Genomic DNA, 19,550 nt, shown 5'->3' on the forward strand with positions numbered 1-19,550 from the left:
GAACTAATTTATCAATTCTTAAAACTTTTGCAAAAAACTTTTTTCGACTTTTGTGATTTTCCTAAATTAAAGAAGGTCAAAGATGGCTTAATGACAGGGGGTTTTGGTTTTGGATTTTGTTAGAAGGACACGGCCCTGCCCTTTAAAAGGGGGGATAAGGGGGGGATAGAGGGGGGTTGGGGGAGAGGTTCTAAGCAAATGTTTATCGACTTTGAAACGGCCCTGCCCAGAATTGGGGGGCTAGGGTAGGGGGGCAATTGGGGGGCGTAGAATTGGCTAAGAAAGGGATATCATGGGGATAAGGATCAGTGAGATGTGCTGAAAATGACCACACCCCGCAAACCTCGAAGTATTGCAGCAACTCCCAACGGTATCCAGAAACTTAAGGATGCTCGGAAAGAGAAAGGCTTGACAAATGACACAATTTCAAAAGCTACATATAATAAATATGGTAATGCGGGTATTAGTGAAGATACAGTTAAAAACTTTATTACTTATAAAAGAGCAGTCGAACCCGAGACCGTCCAAAAAATAATTGAAGTATTAGAACTTCAACTTGAAGATGTTGTCGATCTTGAAGAATGGCAGGTTGTAATTGGTGAAGTCAAGCGTCATAAAAATTCAAAAAATACGGCAATTAACTGGCATGAAATTTGTCAACAACAAGCCACACAACGCCAAAAAATTACAACCAATTCCCTAACCTTTAAAGATGACATTACACACAACCGAGAACAGCTTTATGTTCCTTTGGGTTTGGTGGAACGCAAGAAACGAGAACGGCGAACCGATGAACCTTTCCCCGAAAAAAGTTCACAAATGTACGCCCCAGAAATCGATAAAGTAACAGAAACCTACGCCAAAAGTCGGTTTTTTAAAGAAGTCATTCAACAGGGAGAAAGCAAAAGTCAAGGGAAACGGTTGGCGGTAATTGGAGAACCGGGGGCGGGAAAAAGTACGCTATTGCAAGAACTTGAACAGGGGATGTTAGATCAGACTGATTTTATCCCCGTTTGGGTGTCTTTGGCGAGTTTGGGTGAGAAAACTTTAGAAGACTATTTGCTGAACAATTGGCTAAAAGAGGTGCGGGAGTTAATACAAGTTACCCCGGAAGATATCGAAGCATTTAAACAGTTATTCAAGAATAAAAAAGTATTTTTGCTGTTGGATGCGGTGGATGAAATGTCGGGGCGATCGCAAAACGTTCTTGCGGATATCGCCTCTCAAATTAAGGGCTGGTTGGCTTCGGCGAGAGTGATTCTCACCTGTCGGCTGAATGTTTGGGATGGAGAGAAAAACGCCTTAGACGATTTTGATACCTATCGAACTCTCGAATTTAGTTATCCCGAACAAGTTCATTTATTTATTGAAAATTGGTTTGATTCCTCCCAATCCTTAAAAGGGGAGAATTTTGATCCCCCCCAGCCCCCCTTTTTAAGGGGGGAGAATCAAAGGACTACAACTTTAAAAAGGGGGGAGAATGGGGAGAATGGGGAGAATGGGAAGAAGGGGGAGAGTTTAGCGGTTGAATTGAAGCGACAACTGGAAGAACCGGATCAAAGCCGAATTCGAGATTTAATTAAAAATCCCCTGCGGTTGGCGTTATTGTGTCGAACTTGGCAACGACATCGAGGAAATTTACCGGAAACTCAAGCCGAATTGTATCAGCGATTTGTAGAAGATTTCTACATCTGGAAAGGGGATGAATTTCCGACGACTTCCCCACAGCGAAAACGACTCAATCAAGGGTTAGGAAAGTTGGCGTTGAGGGCGATAGAGGGGGAAAAATCTCGCTTTCGTCTGACTCATCGTTTTGTTTGTCAGGTGTTGGGAGAACCCGATACAGAATTACACCATTTGGCGTTGGAGTTGGGATGGTTAAACCGGGTGGGCGTCGCCGCAGAAAACCCCGATGAACCCGTTTATGCGTTTTATCATGCGACGTTTCAGGAGTATTTTGCAGCCTTGGCGGTGGAGGATTGGGATTATTTTTTACCCAAAGATCATGTTAATTTTCCAGTTGAGGGAAAGAAATATCGCATTTTTGAACCGCAGTGGAAGCAGGTGATTTTGTTGTGGTTGGGGCGTGAGGATGTTGGGAATGAGAAGAAAGAGGAGTTTATCCAGAAGTTAGTTGAGTTTGAGGATGGGGTTAAAGATTTTTATGGATATCAAGCCTATTTTCTGGCAGCAGCAGGAATTAATGAATTTAAGGCTTCTTCCCTGGTGGCTGAGATTGTCAGGCAGGTGGTAAAGTGGGGATTTGGTGAATTTGATATTGAAAAACAGAAATGGAAAACTTTTTTAGGTCCGATTCAAAAAGCGGCGAGAGAGACAATACCGGAAACCATTCGACAAATAGCTATTTCCGAACTGATTAACATTCTCGAAGATTGCCCAGAAGAATATATCAGTTGTGAGGGTGCTGAAACTTTAGGAAAAATAGACCCAGGAAATCATCAAGCAATCGCCGCTTTTATGAAAGTTATCGAAACTACTAAGGATGAATTTACCCGTATAGTAGCGGTTGAAGGTTTAGGGAAAATCGGACAAGGAAATCCTCAAGCCATTAAAACTTTAGTAGAAATTATAGCTCTTAATAAAGATATCAGTTGGTATGCTGCTGAAGCGCTGGGTCAAATAGCACCTGAACTTTCAATAGTCGATCAATTAATTAACATTATTGAAGCGGATAAATCTAGTGACGTTCGTGGTCGTGCCGCCAAAATTTTAAGTAAAATTTCTCCTAATAATTCTACAGCTACTAGGATTTTAATGAAAAGAATAGAAAATTCTCAAGATAACAATGATCGCCTTAGAGATGTGTATAGCTTGGGCGAAATCGACCCTCAAAACCCTCTTGTACTTTCGATATTTTTGGAAGATCTTAAAAATGAAAATGACATAATTTGTCTTTACTCAGCTTGTAAAATGATTGAACTAGGCATCGATAATGATCTGGCAATCCAAAACTTAGTAAGAATCATAAAATCAAATGTAGATAAAATTCCCGAGGGATACTTAACAAATACAGGAACTATTTATGACCAAGACTTTTCTATAATTATCAAACGCCTTGTCCTTCTTTTTTGGGTAGAAATTAAAGTCGAAAATATGGCATCAACTCTTGATAAAAAATCAAGGTCAAATTTAACAAACGTTATCTTATATGCTATAAAAGTTGCAAGCAATAAACATATAAGCAGGACTCTTTTATGGGATTTAGTAATTATTTTGGGGCGGATTGGACGGGGAAATTATAAAGCGATTTGCGTTTTAGATAACCTCCTTAAAACTGCTGATGATTTCTATGAATATAGTTTTTTGGCGAAAATTTTAGCTCAAGTCAATCCGGGAAGTACCCCAGCCATTTTAGCCTTGATTAAAGTTCTTAAAAATAGTAAACATAGTTGGTTCTGGCTTGCTGGAGAAAATAACAGTATAACTGAGAGTCTAAAAAAAGCATTAGTTATACCCAAACAATATGCAGGGGTCGTTTCCGCCTTAAAAGATTGCCTCAGCGATGAAATTTACCAAAATAACTTTGACCGATTCTATGAATGCTACAAAGTCATCTGGAACTGTGCCGAAAACCTCTCCTATCCCCAATTTTATCAAGCCTGGCATCATCCTGTTCAATTGCCTCATCCAGAAGTTGAAGATAATACCCCAGTGGGCAATGCAACGGTTAAAAGCCGAGAAATTCTACTCACATATCTTTGTAGTCAACTGCAAAATCGGCCGATTTATTGCCTCGATGCCTACATCCTCGCCAACGAAACCGACAAAAGCGAAATCGCCCTCACCCTCTGCCAACTGATCTGGGAAGAAGCCTTCCCCAATGAAGCCTATCCTAAAGAAGTTACCACACCCAGCAAACTGCGGGAACACTTGAAAACCCTCAAACTTCGCCAAAATCTACCCAAACTCGCTATCCTGATCGATCGCCTTCCCTGCGATCAAGTCATCGAATTCTGCCAAAAACTCACTAATATTGTAGCGATCGCATTCCTCACCGATGACCCCCTAGAAGCCCCGTTAAAAGGCTTTCCGCCCAATCAACCGAATCTGTTATCCGCCATTGAAACTTGGTTAGAGGAGATTTGAGAAACCCGGTTTCTCCCTGAAACTTGGGATAAAATAAAAACTGTCCCACCCAACCCGGTGTCCGATAATCTGATTTATTCTTTTAACAACCAGTAGAGGCACTGCATGAATTACCTCTACAGTTGATGAATGGAAATGACCTTAATACTTCGAGTTCGATGAATTGACTTTGCAGGTTTTTCATTGGTTATAAATTCCGTTGCTCCAACTGAGACTGCCGCAGCAATATGCAAAGCATCCATCGCCCCTAGTCCAAATTGGCTAGATTCTCGATAGGCTTGTTCAATGATAGTGTTGATATCGTTCGCCCAGTAAATAACTGCATCAAAAAAAGTTTCATAAAATTTGATCTCGCTAGTTTGTTGATGATAAATGGCTTTTGGTAAAACCTCTAATTTCAGAAAAATACTAGAGGCAAATTCTCTCTGTTCATCTTCTAAGATGTGTAAAGCGAGTTCAGCCATGTCATTTTCAGCGCGAGCCGCATAAATTAACACTCCAGCATCGACAAAAGTTCGGAGCATTATTAGTCTACATATCCTCCACGACGTTCGGCTTTTTCTTGTTGTATTTCTTCTGGGGTTAACAAGGGTATCCCAGATTCTATAATTTCTTGGCGTATTTTCCTTAATTTTTCTCCGAGCCGAGAACTCGGTTTAGTCGGTTTCTTGGTTTGATAAATAGAGTCAATAAAAGCGAGAACTTGTTGTTGTTGTTCAGGGTCTAAACTCTGCCATTTTTCTAATAATTGTTGTGTGGTCATTGGGCTTATTTCCTTATTTTAAGCTCTGATTAATTGTAGTATAGCCTTACTTGCGCCGACACCTCAGCCGCCTAAAACGCCCCCTATACCGCTACGCGCAAGTCAGAAGTCAGAAGTCAGAAGCGCAAAGTGCGGTCTTGGGGGTTTCCCCCACGCAGCACCTTTGCAAGAGAGTCAGAAGTAGACTACAGCATCGGGACTCTGCAATGGGTCGAAAGTCTGTGGACATGACGTAAGACGGGGACATAGCTAATGCGATCTTAGTGGTGTACGCAGATGTGGGTGAAGCAGAAACCGTGCATTGTGAGGTCTAGGAATCCCTCGCCTCCGGCGACGGGAGGATGTCAACTCCACTGCTTTATAAAACTGATATAACGCGGTACAAACCGTGTTAATGTTTATTTCCTGCATCACCCCGGACTGTCAGCAGCACCCGGTCAGACAGGCATTTCACCAAGAAGCCCTCGGCATAACCCTCTAAATTTAGGCTGGCATTCAAATCACGGTCAATGCTTACACCGCAATTATTACAGTTAAAAACTCGTTCTTTCAGTGCTATTTCTTGAACGTGACCGCAATTAGAACAGGTCTTAGTTGACGGATAGAATCTATAGCGCAAACACTACTCTTGAACCGTACCACTCGGACTTATACTCGACTTGGCGGCGAATTTCATAGAGAGCAGAATCAGCAATAGCACCTGCTAACTTGTGATTTTTTAACATTCCAGAAACATTCAAATCCTCTAACCCGATGACTGCGTGGTTTTTGCATAGCCATGAGGTTAACTTGTGAATTGTATCTTTCCGAATGTTGACAATTCTTTGATAAGCTTTTGCTAATTTGAGCTTGGCTTTATTCCTGTTGTTAGAACCCTTCTGTTTTCTAGAAAGTTCGCGCTGAAGTCGAGCCAGATTTTTTTGAGCTTTTTTGTGGGCTGCTGGATTGGCAAAAACAGTACCATCTGAACAGGTCGCCAATGCCTTAACTCCAACATCAACACCCAGATAAACTCTTGATTTAACAGTCTGTTCTGGCTCAAATTCGTAGGCTACAGACAGATACCAAGAATCAGCGACTCGACTAATTGTGACTCGTTTAGTCTGAATTTCGGTTAGGGGTTCGTAAGTGTTAACCCATCCAATAAAAGGAAGTTTGAACCTCCTTCCTGACAACTTCATTACCTTACCGCAATTATCTAAAGTAAAGCTATCATTTCTGCCTTTTTTCTTGAATTTAGGATGTTTGGCAACGCCTTGAAAAAAGCGACTGAAAGCTTCCCCTAAGTGCATAAAGGCAAATTGATAAACTCTAGAACTTAGCGTTGACTGCCAGGGATAGTTTGGCTTAATGTGATTGGTGTAGAACTTTTTTAGCTTATTCGCAGAAGGTTTTAGTCCTTCTTTATAAGCCTCATTCCACATCGCCAAAGCCCAATTCCAGACCCACCTAGAATATCCCGCGTGTTTAGCCATTAAGGTCTTTTGACGGTTATTAAGTTTGAGTTGGGTCTTGAAGGCTCGTTGCATAGATGTATTCTGTTATCTTACAGATAGTACCGTGTTGTACCATAAATTGTCAACTAGGTTACTGCTCTCCCTTGACTTAGGACAGACTTCAAACGCTAATTGTCACCCATAGAAACAAACATCAAACTCAGAAAAAAAGTTAGTTCGTCCTAAAAGAATTGGAATATTATTTACCCTCGTCCAAGCAAAAGCTAACTGCACTGGATTAAACTCTCCTACTGTGGCTAAAACCAATAATCCTTTTGCTTCAGCACTTGCTAAATTACCCGCTAAATTTACAGAAAATTGTTGATCTTCCCAAATTGCCCCTAATTCCAACCCAATATTATAAGGCAACATATTAACAGTCGCTCCTGTATCTAGTAAGCTCATAACCTCAAGGGAACGATTTTGATAACTGAGGGTTAAAGGCAGATACGGAACATTGGCTAAAATACCAGACTCATCTCGTTTAGGCTGAAAAAGATATCGCCTAGCGTTAAACATTTTGAGGTTGCTTCTGTTCGGTTTCTAGTAACTGCATGAGTTGTTCTGCTGCACGATGAGACGTATGCACTGCACTAATAATTTCTGCGGCTTCATTACCGATGCTAATTCCTTCTTCTTTCGCCAATTCAGCCGTTAAAAACTGTATGATTTGGAACTTTTCAGAACGAGATAACTGTCGCAGTTGCGCCAATAATTCGGGATTTGACATAAAACGACCTTGAAATCATTTTTTTATGTTACCACAACCTCTTGCTGACGAACTGCGAACATCCCACCCCGGAACTCATCACTTTCAAAAAGCCAAGAAACCGGATTTCTGAAATAGGTTTTGGTTGGTTGGCAGAGATTTTAATAGAAACCCGGTTTCTCAACCCCTAGCAAAAAGCCAAGAAACCGGGTTTGGTGAAATAAGTTTTGGTTGGTTGGCAGAGATTTTAATAGAAACCCGGTTTCTGAACCCTCGTCTGCGATTAATTGACTTCAAACTTAAGCGGTTACAGGCCGAGAAAAAGCAGTTTTTCCTGCATATTTAGCTTTACTTCCGAGTTCTTCTTCGATGCGAAGCAATTGGTTGTATTTGGCTAAACGTTCACCCCGACAAGGAGCGCCTGTTTTGATTTGTCCTGAAGCGGTTGCAACAGATAAATCGGCAATAAAATCATCCGGTGTTTCTCCCGAACGATGGCTCACCATGAAGCTATATCCAGCAGCACGAGAGTCATTAATTGCTGCTAAAGTTTCCGTGACCGAACCAATTTGATTGACTTTAACCAGGGTACTATTTCCAACACCATCGGCGATCGCTTTTTTGATAATCGCAGGGTTCGTCACAAAGGCATCATCTCCGACAAGCTGCACCCGATTTCCCAATTTTTGGGTCATTTGTTGCCAGCCTTCCCAGTCTTGTTCACCTAAACCATCTTCAATGGAAATAATCGGAAATTGATTCATCCAACTTTCCCAGATTTCGATCATTTCGGTGGAACTTTTCTTGCTATTATCCGATTTGTAGAACAGATAACTGCCATCTTCTCGATAGAGTTCACTGGTAGCCGGATCGAGGGCGATCGCAATATCATCCCCTGCTTTGAATCCCGCTTTTTCAATTCCCGCTAAAATGACTTCAATCGCTTCAATATTGGCTTTTAAATTCGGCGCAAAACCACCTTCATCGCCAACGTTGCTGTTGTAGCCTTTTTGCTTCAAAATTGATTTGAGGGCGTGATAAACTTCCGCTCCCATGCGTAAAGATTCCCGGAACGTTGGCGCACCAACCGGGACGATCATGTATTCTTGGAAGTCTACGCTGTTATCCGCATGAGCGCCACCGTTAATAATATTGAAGCAGGGAGCGGGTAACAGATGAGCATCTTCACCGCCTAAATATTGATAAAGCGGTAGATTTTTGGCGATCGCTGCTGCCCGTGCAACCGCCATAGAGACGCCTAAAATGGCATTGGCGCCCAGTTTAGATTTATTCTCAGTGCCATCAAGTTCGAGCATTTTGTGGTCAATGGCCGCTTGATCGGCGCCATCGGTGCCTTTGAGGGCGTCGGCGATGGTTGTATTGACATTTTCAACGGCTTTGAGAACCCCTTTACCGCCATAACGACCTTTGTCATCATCTCGGAGTTCAATGGCTTCACGAATACCCGTAGACGCCCCAGAAGGTACGCCCGCCCGTCCTTTGCTGCCATCAGCGAGGGTAACATCAACTTCTACCGTCGGGTTTCCGCGAGAGTCTAAAATTTCTCGAGCGTGAATGGTTTGAATGGTGGTATCCATAATGTTTAATTTTTTCCTCTATCTAGAACAACTAAGAACGTTCAATTTTTGAGTTCAGAAGCTTTATTTTAGAGCTGAAAATCTCAATACTCCGGTTCAGCAAGGCAATTTTAAGGTTTCCAACCCCAACACTAAAAATCAGTGACCAGTTTTTCAGTGACCAGTGACCAGTTATCAGTGACCAGTTATCAGGGGAATTGTTACAGGGGTTAGGACAACTGTAAACTGTAAAGTGTCTTCACTGGTCACTGGTCACTGTAAACTGTAAACTGTAAAAGCTGGTCACTGATCACTGTTCACTGTTAATAGGGCCATTTCCAGTTATCGACGTCTTCCTTGTCTTTACCGTGTTCAATGGCGTAGTTAAGGTTTTCGATAATGGCGTTTTTCATGCGTTCTTTAACGTGAGCCGCAGCAGAACCGAGTTTCGGAACGCGATCAATTACATCAATTACCAGGCTAAAGCGGTCAATTTGGTTTCTGATCGCCAATTCTAACGGGGTGTTGATGTTGCCTTTTTCTTTGTAACCGCGAACATGAATTCGTTCTTGGTTGGTGCGACGATAAGCCAATTTGTGAATTAACCAGGGATAACCGTGGAAGTTAAAGATCACGGGTTTATCGGGAGTAAACAGGGTATCAAAATCCCGGTTCGATAAGCCGTGAGGGTGTTCTGACTCCGACTGAAGTTTGAACAGATCAATAACGTTGATAAAGCGGATACGCAGTTCAGGGAACTCCTCGCGCATAATAGCGGTTGCGGCTAAGGCTTCGCGGGTGGTGATATCTCCACAACTCGCCATCACAACATCAGGAACATCCGGTTCAACCCCGCGATCGTCGTTACTGGCCCAATCCCAAATCCCAATTCCTTTGGTGCAGTGTTTGACGGCATCCTCCATGTTGAGGTATTGCAGATGCTTCTGCTTATCGGCAACAATCACGTTAACGTAGTTTTTGCTCTTTAAGCAGTGATTGGCAACTGAAAGCAAGCAGTTGACATCGGGCGGGAAATAAATCCGAGTCACTTCAGCGCTTTTATTCGTAACCAGATCAACAAAACCGGGATCTTGGTGAGAGAAGCCGTTATGGTCTTGACGCCAAACCGTCGAAGATAACAGAATATTCCAGGAAGAAATCGGCGCTCGCCAAGGCACTTCTTTGGAAATATCCAACCATTTGGCGTGTTGGTTGAACATGGAGTCGATCACATGAGCAAACGCTTCGTAGGTGTGGAAGAAGCCATGACGTCCGGTGAGGATATAGCCTTCGAGCCAACCGATGAGGGTATGTTCACTCAACATTTCCATGACGCGACCATCGGGAGAGAGTTCGCTACCATCGAGGTCTTCTTCTTTGAACTCAGCCATCCAGGTTTTTTTGCTGACTTCGTAGATCGCTTGTAAACGGTTAGACGCGGTTTCATCCGGGCCGAAGACTCGGAAATTGGTCATGTTATTTCGCATGACATCGCGCAGGAATTCCCCTAAAATGCCAGTGTTTGCGGCTTCTGTCCGTCCGGGATTCCGCACTTCTACGGCATAACGACGGAAATCGGGCATTTTTAGATCTTTCCGCAACATACCGCCATTGGCATGAAGGTTAGCGCTGATCCGACGATTTCCCTTGGGTGCAAGTTCTTTGAGTTCAGGTTTCAGTTTACCGTTTTCATCGAACAGTTCATGGGGCTTGTAGCTGAGTAACCAATCCTCTAGAACCCGCAGATGGTCTTTGTTTTTACCCACATCGGACATGGGAACTTGGTGCGCCCGCCAGAAGCCTTCAACTTTATGACCATCAATTTCTTTGGGGGCTGTCCACCCTTTGGGGGTGCGGAGAATAATCATCGGCCAGCGAGGGCGTTTGGGTTCTCCTGTACGACGGGCTTCTTCTTGGATGGCGCGAATTTGGTTGACGCAATGTTCCATTGTGGCGGCCATTTTTTGATGGGTGATACCCGCATCATCTCCATCAACGTGTTCAACCACGTAGGGCGTGTAACCATAACCGACAAACAGACTTTCGAGTTCTTCTGCGGGGATGCGAGCCAGAATGGTAGGGTTAGCGATTTTGTATCCGTTCAGGTTGAGAATGGGGAGAACGGCACCATCCCGGATGGGGTTGAGGAATTTGTTGGAGTGCCAAGCGGTGGCGAGTGGCCCGGTTTCCGCTTCTCCATCTCCGACAACGGCTGCGACAATCAGATCTGGATTATCAAAAGCGGCACCATAAGCATGGGAAAGGCTATATCCTAACTCTCCGCCTTCGTGAATGGAACCGGGTGTTTCTGGGGTGCAGTGGCTTCCAATATGACCGGGGAAGGAGAACTGTTTGAAGAATTTTTGTAGCCCTTCGTAGTCTTCGCTTTTATCGGGATAGACTTCTGAGTAGGTGCCTTCTAAGTAGGCGGGGGCCAAAATTCCCGGCGCACCATGACCGGGGCCGGCCATTAAGATGACATCAAGATCGTATTTTTTGATCAGTCGGTTGAGATGGATATACACAAAGCTGAGAGCGGTACTCGCACCCCAGTGACCTAATAAACGTGGTTTGGTGTGTTCTGCTCGCAGAGGCTCTCTCAACAGAGGATTTTCCATCAGATAGATCATCCCCAATGCTAAGTAATGACAAGCATTCCAGTAGGCGTGCGTCTTTCGCAGCTCGTCATCATTGAGCGGATTGGTGATTTCTGTGGGTATATTTGGTGCTGCTACCATGTGTCCTGATTCCTTGTAAATGTGTTACTTAGCTAGGAAATTTCGGCGTCATAGGGTCTCTTTGTCAGTTGCTATTCGGAGATAATCATTGAGATATCCTACAGCACCAACACTAAACGAGTCGAATCAATGAACTTGTATTTCGGCAGGTTGCCTCATATCGGTAAATTAAAGTTCAATTTGTAACAAATCGCAAGCTTTTTCTATTTTTTTTATTTTTTAGCAAGAGATTATCAATTTTTAATCTAGATTTAAGATTATCTTAAAATTTCCGAGCAGAGATCTTGTTACTTTAGAGGGCAACAGAGTATTCGCAGTGATCTAGACCAATTTTCAGCAGAACTAACATTTTTATGACTTTAAAGCTGTATTTTTTGCGTCAGGTCGAAACGGTTCATAGTAAAACAGGGGGTTATTGTGGTGAACTTGACCCAGAATTAACAACCGAAGGCGAAGAAATGGCACAACAATTTGCTGAAGCTTACCGTGATTTACCTTGGACGGCTGCCTATGTTAGCCCCATGAAACGCACTCTAGCGACAGCAAAACCCTTGTGTGATACGATTAACTTGAAGATGCAACTCCGAGACGGACTCAAAGAAATCTATTATGGAAAATGGGAGGGTGAACGTCCTGAAACGGTTAATGAAAAATATCACGATGATTATGTTCGTTGGTTAACTGATCCGGGTTGGAATGCACCCACGGGTGGCGAAAAAGGAATTGATGTTTCTCGACGTTCTTCTCCCGTTATTCAAGAAATAGAAGAACAGCATCCAACAGGAAATGTTTTAGTTGTTTCTCATAAAGCCACAATTCGGATTATGTTGTGTCGCGCACTGGGAATTGATGTAGGCCGTTTTCGCGATCGCCTAGCCATGCCTGTGGGGGGAGTTAGTATTATTGAAATGGCTGCACACGGGCCATTAATCCACAGTTTAGCCGATCGTTCTCATTTAGATCCTACTGCTATCGAAAACTGATATAACACGGTATAAACCGTATTAATGTTTCGTTCCTGCATCACCCCGGACTGTCGGCAGCACCCGGTCAGACAGGCATTTCACCAAGAAGCCCTCGGCATAACCTTCTAAATTCAGGCTGGCATTCAAATCGCGGTCAATGCTTACACCGCAATTATTACAGTTAAAAACTCGTTCTTTCAGAGCTATTTCTTGAACGTGACCGCAATTTGAACAGGTCTTAGTTGACGGATAGAATCTATCAGCAAACACTACTCTTGAACCGTACCACTCGGACTTATACTCGACTTGGCGGCGAATTTCATAAAGAGCAGAATCGGCAATAGCACCCGCTAATTTATGATTTTTCATCATCCCAGAAACATTCAAGTCTTCTAACCCGATAACTGCGTGGTTTTTGCATAGCCATGAGGTGAGTTTGTGAATTGTATCTTTGCGAATGTTAGCCACTCTTTGATGTGCTTTTGCAAGTCTCAGTCTAGCTTTATTCCTGTTGTTAGAACCCTTCTGTTTTCTCGAGAGTTCGCGTTGAAGTTTTGCCAGATTTTTTTGAGCTTTTTTGTAAGCTCTGGGGTTAACAAAAACAGTACCATCTGAACAGGTCGCTAATACCTTAACCCCTACATCAACACCCAGGTATTCTCTTGATTTTACAGTCGGTTCTGGCTCAAACTCATAGCCTACAGAGATATACCAAGAATCGGCAACCCGACTAATTGTAACTCGTTTAGTCTGGATTTCGGTTAGGGGTTCGTAAGTGTTAACCCATCCAATAAAAGGAAGTTTTAACCTCCTTCCTGACAACTTCATTACCTTACCGCAATTATCTAAAGTAAAGCTATCATTTTTACCTTTTTTCTTGAACTTAGGATGTTGGGCAGTGCCTTGAAAAAAGCGACTAAAAGCTTCTCCCAAGTGCATGAAAGCAAATTGATAAACTCTAGAACTTAGGGTTGACTGCCAGGGATAGTTTGGCTTAATGTGATTGGTGTAGAACTTTTTTAGCTTATTCGCAGAAGGTTTTAGTCCTTCTTTATAAGCCTCGTTCCACATCGCTAAGGCCCAATTCCAAACCCACCTAGAATATCCCGCGTGGGTCGCCATTAAGGTTCTTTGACGGTTGTTAAGTTTGAGTTGGGTTTGAAAGGCTCGTTGCATAGATCTATTATCTGATCTTACAGATAGTACCGTTTTGTACCATAAATCGTCTACTAAGTTACTTCTCTGCGTTCAATGGTAGGAGGGTAATATCAGTTTACAGTTAACAGTGACCAGTGAAGACAGTTATCAGTGACCAGTTTACAGTGACCAGTGAAGACAGTTATCAGTGACCAGTTTACAGTGACCAGTGAAGACAGTTATCAGTGACCAGTTAGCAATCTTGCCTGTTGCCTTTTGCCTGTTGCCTTTTGCCTGTTGCCTTTTGCCTGTTGCCTTTTGCCTGTTGCCTTTTGCCTGTTGCCTTTTGCCTGTTGCCTTTTGCCTGTTGCCTTTTGCTTGTAAACTGTTGACTGTAAAAGCTGTTATAGTATTAGGCGCAAACCTTTGAATTGATCCATCAATGACAGATAGTAAACCTCAAATTCATGTTAACAACTATTCTCCTTCCCTATTAGTTGCTAAGTTACATTGTTACTTCCGAGATTTCTTAGATTACTATGAAATTGAGAAGGGTAGAGTCTTAAGTTCAATGGAAACGGCCGAAGATGAACAAGAACAAGAAGAACTCAGACAAAAACTACAAAAATTAAGTGAACAAATCGCTTATATGGGTGCTGTCAGTGATTCTCTTTCGGCAGCGAATCGACTGCTACACGCTAAAGGAGTTGTTGTTAAGCTGGAGTTAGATGAGGACATTTATAAAATCCATAACTCAACGGAACCATGAAAATACTTGTACTGAATGCAGGTTCTAGTTCTCAAAAAAGTAGTTTATATAATGTTGAGGGAAATACCCTTCCTCAACAACACCCGGAACCGATCTGGGAAGGTAATATTGACTGGACTGCATCCAATGATTTCGGCACTTTGAAAGTCAAAGCCAATGGAATTAAACAGGAAATGAAATTAGACCCCAATAAACGGGTTGAAGGGGTTTCTAAAATGTTGGAGACTTTGACTCAAGGAGAAACTCAAATTCTGGATCAATTATCAGAAATTGATATTGTCGGTCATCGGGTGGTACATGGCGGTTCAGACTATTCAGAAGCCATTCAAATTACGCCTGAAGTTAAACAGGTTATTCACCGTTTAATTACCCTCGCACCGAGCCATAATCCCGCTCATTTAGAAGGAATAGAAGCGATTGAACAGGTGTTACCTGATGTTCCCCAAGTGGCAGTTTTTGACACAGCTTTTCACAGTAAAATGCCGCTATCTTCTGCCGTTTATCCGATTCCTTATCAATGGTTTGAAAAGGGAATTCGGCGCTATGGATTTCATGGAACCAGTCACAAATATTGCGCTCAACGGGCTGCACAACTCTTAGGAAAACCCCTAGAATCTTTACAGTTAATTACTTGTCATTTAGGCAATGGTTGTTCATTAGCGGCAATTCGAGAGGGAATCAGTGTCGATACCACAATGGGATTTACCCCATTAGAAGGTTTAATGATGGGAACTCGGAGCGGTTCAATAGATCCCGCTATTTTGATTTATTTGATGAGAAATCATCATTTTGATGCCGATCAGTTAGATATTTTGTTGAATAAAGAATCGGGCATAAAAGGAATTGTGGGAAGTTCGGGCGATATGCGCTATGTGTTAGAACAAATAGAAAAAGGAGATGAACAGGCGAAACTAGCTTTCGAGATGTTTATTCATCACCTAAAAACATCTATCGGTTCAATGTTAGGAAATCTCACCCGTTTAGATGCGTTAGTCTTTTCGGCTGGAATTGGAGAACATTCCGCCCCGGTTCGAGAAGCAACTTGTGCAGGCTTTGAATTTTTGGGGCTGAAAATCGATGTCGAAAAAGATGCAAAATCACCAATTGATACAGATATTGCAACAGAAGATTCCCCAGTCAGAGTATTAATTATTCATACCGAAGAAGATTGGGCGATCGCCTCAGAATGTTGGCAGATTTTAAAACAAAATTAACCCTTAATCCTTCATCTATAACAAAACACCAAGTCGCGAAAATTAGCTTTCTTTGTGTCTTGGTGTCTTTGTGTTTTTTTCTCCTTAAGCAAAGTTACCTGTTTTGATGAGATGTGCATATTTTTGTGACATCAAACGTAACTAAGGATGCACAAGTTCGATGAACCTGCTAACCTAGAAATAACTTATTTTGTCAGCCTGTAGCTAGCCGTCAAATCCCTCAAATCAACAACAACCCTCAGAGTCGCCTTTCTGGTTTATCGGTGACTGTCAAAAAATTTAGGGTCAGTATCTGAAAACGTGAATCAATCTGTTGTAATTAACTTTAGTGAAGGAAGCTGTCAACGGGGTTTTCCAAGTGTTGTCGCTCAATTGTGGGAGCAGGATCGCAGCATCAAAACTCAATGGACAGGGAGTTTACCCCCTGCATTAGAACTTGTAGAACGCTTTAAAAAATGGCGATCGCTTTATCCAGTGATGTACAATTATTGTGGATGGCGACAGTCAGAAATTGAGTTTGAAGATGAGGATATCACCCAAGTTTCTGAAGCAGAATTTCAAGCCATTTGTCAGCAATTAAGAACAGGTTTAAATCAGTGGTTGAACTCAGGATCATTCGGACGAATTGAACGCCAAATGCGAACTCATCTGACTCCCGATCAAGAAATTCGCGTAATTCTGCAAACAGAAGATACACAACTGCGACGCTTTCCTTGGCATTTATGGAACTTTTTTGTAGATTATCCTGACGCGGAACTCGCTTTAAGTATCCAACAATTTCAACCCCCAATTTCTAAACCTCGTGAGCGAAAAAAGAAAGTTAGACTCCTCGCTATTTTAGGAAATAGTAAAGGGATTGATGTGCAAACAGATAGGCAACTTTTAGAAAAACTTCCTCATGCGGAAACGGTGTTTTTAGTCGAGCCTCAACGTCAAGAATTAGATCGTTGGCTTTGGGATGAACAGGGTTGGGATATTCTATTTTTTGCGGGACATAGTTCTTCTTTGGCTGAAGATCAAATGGGAAAACTTGAAATTAATCCTCAAGAATCTATTTCAATTGAACAACTGAAAAATTCACTTAAAGCCGCAATTAGACAAGGATTACAACTCGCTATTTTTAACTCTTGTGATGGGTTAGGATTGGCTCGTGAACTCGCTGATTTACAAATTCCGCAGTTAATTGTGATGCGAGAACCTGTTCCCGATGGAGTGGCTCAAGCCTTTTTAACGAGCTTTTTACCGACTTTTTCGAGAGGAAAATCTTTTTATCTTTCGGTGCGAGAAGCCCGAGAAAAGTTAGAAGCGTTAGAAACACAATTTCCCTGTGCAGGTTGGTTGCCCGTCCTGTGTCAAAATCCGGCGACAACAGCCCCAAATTGGCAACAATTGCGAGATGGAATCAAACCCGAAAAAATTATCCCAAAAGTTTATATTTCTCCGCCTATTTTATTAACAGGTGTGAGTTTAATGGTGAGTCTATTAGTGATTATAATACGAGCTTTAGGGATTTTACAACCCCTTGAACTAAAAGCCTTTGATCAATTGATGCGATCGCGTCCTGATGAGGGAATGGATTCTCGCCTATTATTAATTACCATTACAGGTGCAGATGTGCAAGCACAATCCCCTGAAGAACGTCAAGCCACCTCACTTTCTAATCGGGCTTTAGAACAGTTAATCGAAAAGCTAACTGAGTATCAACCTCGTGCAATTGGGTTAGATATCTATCGAGAAATGCCGACAGAATCTAACTATAAAACCTTGATTAATTCTTGGCAAAATTCAGATCGATTAATTGGAGTGTGTCGAGTGGGAGAAGATGCAGATAACCCTGGAATTGCAGCCCCACAAGAAATTCCAAAAGAAAATTTACGAGAACGAGTTGGATTTTCTAATACCACAATTGATCCGGATAATATTGTCCGACGTCAACTAATTGGTCAAGCTTCTCCCCAATATTCTTTGTGTCAAGTTGATACCTCTCTTAATTTTCGCTTGGCGTTGCGTTATTTAGCCGATGAAGGGATAACCGATGAAATTACCAAATCAGGAAATGTTAAAATCGGAGAAGCGATTTTTAAGCCCGTCGAACGTCATGCGGGTGGATATCATTCAATTGATGCGAAAGGATATCAATTTATCATTAATTATCGTGCAACTCAACAAATAGCACCTCAATTCACGTTAGCCGAGGTATTAATTGAAAATCGGTTAACTCCAGAATTGGTAAAAGACCGAATTGTTTTGATCGGAACGACAGATAAAACCTTTAAAGATTTCCATCGTACACCCTTCAGTCAAGGGGATGTTCCCGATATTCCCGGTGTTGTTATTCAAGCCCATATGGTTAGTCAAATTATTAGCGCTGTTCAAGACAAACGGCCTTTAATTTGGTGGGTATCTGAATGGGTTGAATTGCTTTTAATTTTAGCTTGGTCTGGTTTAGCCGCGTTGGAAGCTTGGAAGTTCAACTCACCTCAAAAATTGATTTTGGCAATGACAGGAAGTTTGATATTTCTCTATAGTAGTTGCTACGTTATTCTGTGGCTTTCTGGGGGTTGGATACCTTTAATTCCCTCTGCGATCGCCTTTATTTCTACAGTAACCCTGATTATTATTATTCGCCGACTATTCATATCATGTCCGACTAATCAATAATGATTCTGTAGGGGCGGGTTCAGTCAATATCTTTAGCACTACTGAGAGATTGAGATAAACCCGCCCCACCCCATAACAGAATTAATCAACCGGACATAATATCAAACCTCAAATGAATCGATAACCCCAAAGCCCTGTTTTCATCAAGACTGTTTTTGTTATATGAAATCGAAATTGGCTGCTGTTGATAAAAATCAGGGCCTACAATAGAGTAAGCCCTTTCCCCGTTGACTTCCAGAGTTTAAGTTTTATCGTATACTCAAGTTTTTCCAATGGTAACACCTGAAAGAGTGAACCAATTTGAACAACTTTACCGGAAATTGCCGCACACGCCCCTACCTTTAGGTATGGGGATACAAGGCACAAGGCAAGGAAATGCTATAATAACTCTACTGGCAGGGTATTCAACCAGTCTAAAAACCCAGCATCTAATGGATGCAATTAACCTTGAAAACTTAAGGTATGGGGTTCTTGCAAGAAATGCTTTGGCAAGATAAAACCTTAAAGCACCAAGTACAGAGAATCAAGCATTTTTTCTCAAGTACGGTAGGGCATACCGAAACTATCTCTGAAATGGGATGAACGACTGGGGAGACTCACCCCTCTGGAGTAGGTTAGGAAACCAGCTTGCTGTAAGGGTTGTCAATGAATCAGTAATCCAAAGCCGTGAGGTTTGGAGAATCCCCTTTCTTTAGAAATGGGGAGTATGTCAAGTCTGGAGAATCAAACAAATCGATTCGCATCAAGGACGCTCCGAATCATGTTCACCTCTAAATTCGGTCTTTCCGGAACATCTGTATTAATCACACTGGGATTAACCGTTAGTGTAGCAACTCCCGTCATTTTCAGTCCCAGCGCCGCCGTCGCCCAACGTTTCCCGAGTTCCCTACGACGCGATAACATTACCGCCGGAACGATTATTCCCATTGAATACGAAAAAGCAGAAAAAATCGTCTTAACCCCTGAAGAAACCGTACCTGTAACTCTGAAAGTCTCTAAAGATGTTCGTACCACCTACGGACAAGTTTGGCTACCCCAAGGGTCAGAAATTAACGGAGAATTACGCCCGGTTTCTGGAGGTTCTCAGTTTATCGCCTCGGAGGTACTCCTGACAAGTGGTCAAAAATATCGCCTCGATGCTAATTCTGAAGTCGTGACTCGTACCGAAACCATCAGGAAAGGGGCTTCTGCTGGAGATATCTTAAAAGGTGCTGCTATTGGTGCGGCGGCGGCGACAGCCATTGCAGCAGTTGTCGGAGATAAGGCGATCGCCACTGAAGAAGTCTTAGGTGGTGCTGGACTTGGTGCGATCGCGGGTGTATTTTTAGGTCGGGAAAAAGTCGAAGTTGTTGTTATTCGTCCAGAAGAAGATTTAGATTTGAGATTACAATCGGATCTCGTTTTTCGTTAATCT

Annotated in this window: 14 protein-coding genes and 1 pseudogene; 7 read left to right on the forward strand and 8 right to left on the reverse strand. The window is 42.4% G+C overall.

Annotated elements, in window-relative coordinates; translation table 11 throughout:
- Positions 1-324: 324 nt before the first annotated feature.
- Positions 325-4,107: an NACHT C-terminal alpha/beta 1 domain-containing protein gene (locus VB836_RS11675; RefSeq protein ID WP_323219489.1), complete on the forward strand. Its 3,783-nt coding sequence runs from the start codon at positions 325-327 to the stop codon at positions 4,105-4,107.
- A gap of 116 nt (positions 4,108-4,223) precedes the next feature.
- Here the strand turns inward: VB836_RS11675 and VB836_RS11680 are convergent, their stop codons facing one another.
- The 7 genes and pseudogenes from VB836_RS11680 to VB836_RS11710 all read right to left on the reverse strand — a co-directional run bounded on the left by VB836_RS11680 (position 4,224) and on the right by VB836_RS11710 (position 11,390).
- Positions 4,224-4,631 carry a type II toxin-antitoxin system VapC family toxin gene (locus VB836_RS11680; RefSeq protein WP_323219490.1) on the reverse strand — a complete coding sequence of 136 codons (408 nt, stop codon included), beginning with the start codon at positions 4,629-4,631 and terminating at the stop codon, positions 4,224-4,226.
- A gap of 2 nt (positions 4,632-4,633) precedes the next feature.
- The gene (locus VB836_RS11685) at positions 4,634-4,870 is read right to left on the reverse strand and encodes a hypothetical protein (protein ID WP_323219491.1); all 237 of its coding nucleotides are present in this window, start codon (positions 4,868-4,870) and stop codon (positions 4,634-4,636) included.
- A 391-nt stretch (positions 4,871-5,261) separates the two neighbouring features.
- Positions 5,262-6,399: pseudogene (locus VB836_RS11690) on the reverse strand (RNA-guided endonuclease InsQ/TnpB family protein).
- A 102-nt stretch (positions 6,400-6,501) separates the two neighbouring features.
- Positions 6,502-6,885 (reverse strand): retroviral-like aspartic protease, encoded by a 384-nt coding sequence (locus VB836_RS11695; RefSeq protein WP_323219492.1) that lies wholly within the window; start codon positions 6,883-6,885, stop codon positions 6,502-6,504.
- Complete coding sequence (locus tag VB836_RS11700) at positions 6,878-7,096, reverse strand: hypothetical protein (RefSeq protein ID WP_323219493.1); 219 nt, start codon at positions 7,094-7,096, stop codon at positions 6,878-6,880. The genes VB836_RS11695 and VB836_RS11700 overlap by 8 nt, the downstream gene beginning before the upstream one ends.
- 278 nt (positions 7,097-7,374) lie before the next feature.
- Complete coding sequence (gene eno, locus VB836_RS11705; RefSeq protein ID WP_323219494.1) at positions 7,375-8,673, reverse strand: phosphopyruvate hydratase; 1,299 nt, start codon at positions 8,671-8,673, stop codon at positions 7,375-7,377.
- A gap of 302 nt (positions 8,674-8,975) precedes the next feature.
- Positions 8,976-11,390 (reverse strand): phosphoketolase family protein, encoded by a 2,415-nt coding sequence (locus VB836_RS11710; RefSeq protein WP_323219495.1) that lies wholly within the window; start codon positions 11,388-11,390, stop codon positions 8,976-8,978.
- A 353-nt stretch (positions 11,391-11,743) separates the two neighbouring features.
- Between VB836_RS11710 and VB836_RS11715 the strand changes: the two genes are divergently transcribed.
- Positions 11,744-12,373, forward strand: coding sequence for a histidine phosphatase family protein (locus tag VB836_RS11715; protein ID WP_323219496.1), 630 nt, complete (start codon positions 11,744-11,746; stop codon positions 12,371-12,373).
- A gap of 21 nt (positions 12,374-12,394) precedes the next feature.
- Here the strand turns inward: VB836_RS11715 and VB836_RS11720 are convergent, their stop codons facing one another.
- The gene (locus VB836_RS11720; protein ID WP_323219497.1) at positions 12,395-13,531 is read right to left on the reverse strand and encodes an RNA-guided endonuclease InsQ/TnpB family protein; all 1,137 of its coding nucleotides are present in this window, start codon (positions 13,529-13,531) and stop codon (positions 12,395-12,397) included.
- Between the two features lie 403 nt (positions 13,532-13,934).
- On the opposite strand from VB836_RS11720, the gene VB836_RS11725 reads away from it, so the two are divergent.
- The 5 genes from VB836_RS11725 to VB836_RS11745 all read left to right on the forward strand — a co-directional run bounded on the left by VB836_RS11725 (position 13,935) and on the right by VB836_RS11745 (position 19,547).
- Entirely contained in the window at positions 13,935-14,261 is a 327-nt protein-coding gene (locus VB836_RS11725) for a hypothetical protein (RefSeq protein ID WP_323219498.1), read from the forward strand.
- Positions 14,258-15,475 carry an acetate kinase gene (locus VB836_RS11730; RefSeq protein WP_046279410.1) on the forward strand — a complete coding sequence of 406 codons (1,218 nt, stop codon included), beginning with the start codon at positions 14,258-14,260 and terminating at the stop codon, positions 15,473-15,475. The genes VB836_RS11725 and VB836_RS11730 overlap by 4 nt, the downstream gene beginning before the upstream one ends.
- 300 nt (positions 15,476-15,775) lie before the next feature.
- Positions 15,776-18,136, forward strand: a complete 2,361-nt coding sequence (locus VB836_RS11735) for a CHASE2 domain-containing protein (RefSeq protein WP_323219499.1) — start codon at positions 15,776-15,778, stop codon at positions 18,134-18,136.
- Between the two features lie 272 nt (positions 18,137-18,408).
- Positions 18,409-18,633, forward strand: a complete 225-nt coding sequence (locus VB836_RS11740) for a hypothetical protein (RefSeq protein ID WP_323219500.1) — start codon at positions 18,409-18,411, stop codon at positions 18,631-18,633.
- A 263-nt stretch (positions 18,634-18,896) separates the two neighbouring features.
- Positions 18,897-19,547, forward strand: a complete 651-nt coding sequence (locus VB836_RS11745) for a hypothetical protein (protein ID WP_046282453.1) — start codon at positions 18,897-18,899, stop codon at positions 19,545-19,547.
- The last annotated feature ends 3 nt before the right edge of the window (positions 19,548-19,550 follow it).

This window comes from Limnoraphis robusta BA-68 BA1, from assembly GCF_034932365.1.
Classification (GTDB): Bacteria; Cyanobacteriota; Cyanobacteriia; order Cyanobacteriales; family Microcoleaceae; genus Capilliphycus; species Capilliphycus robustus.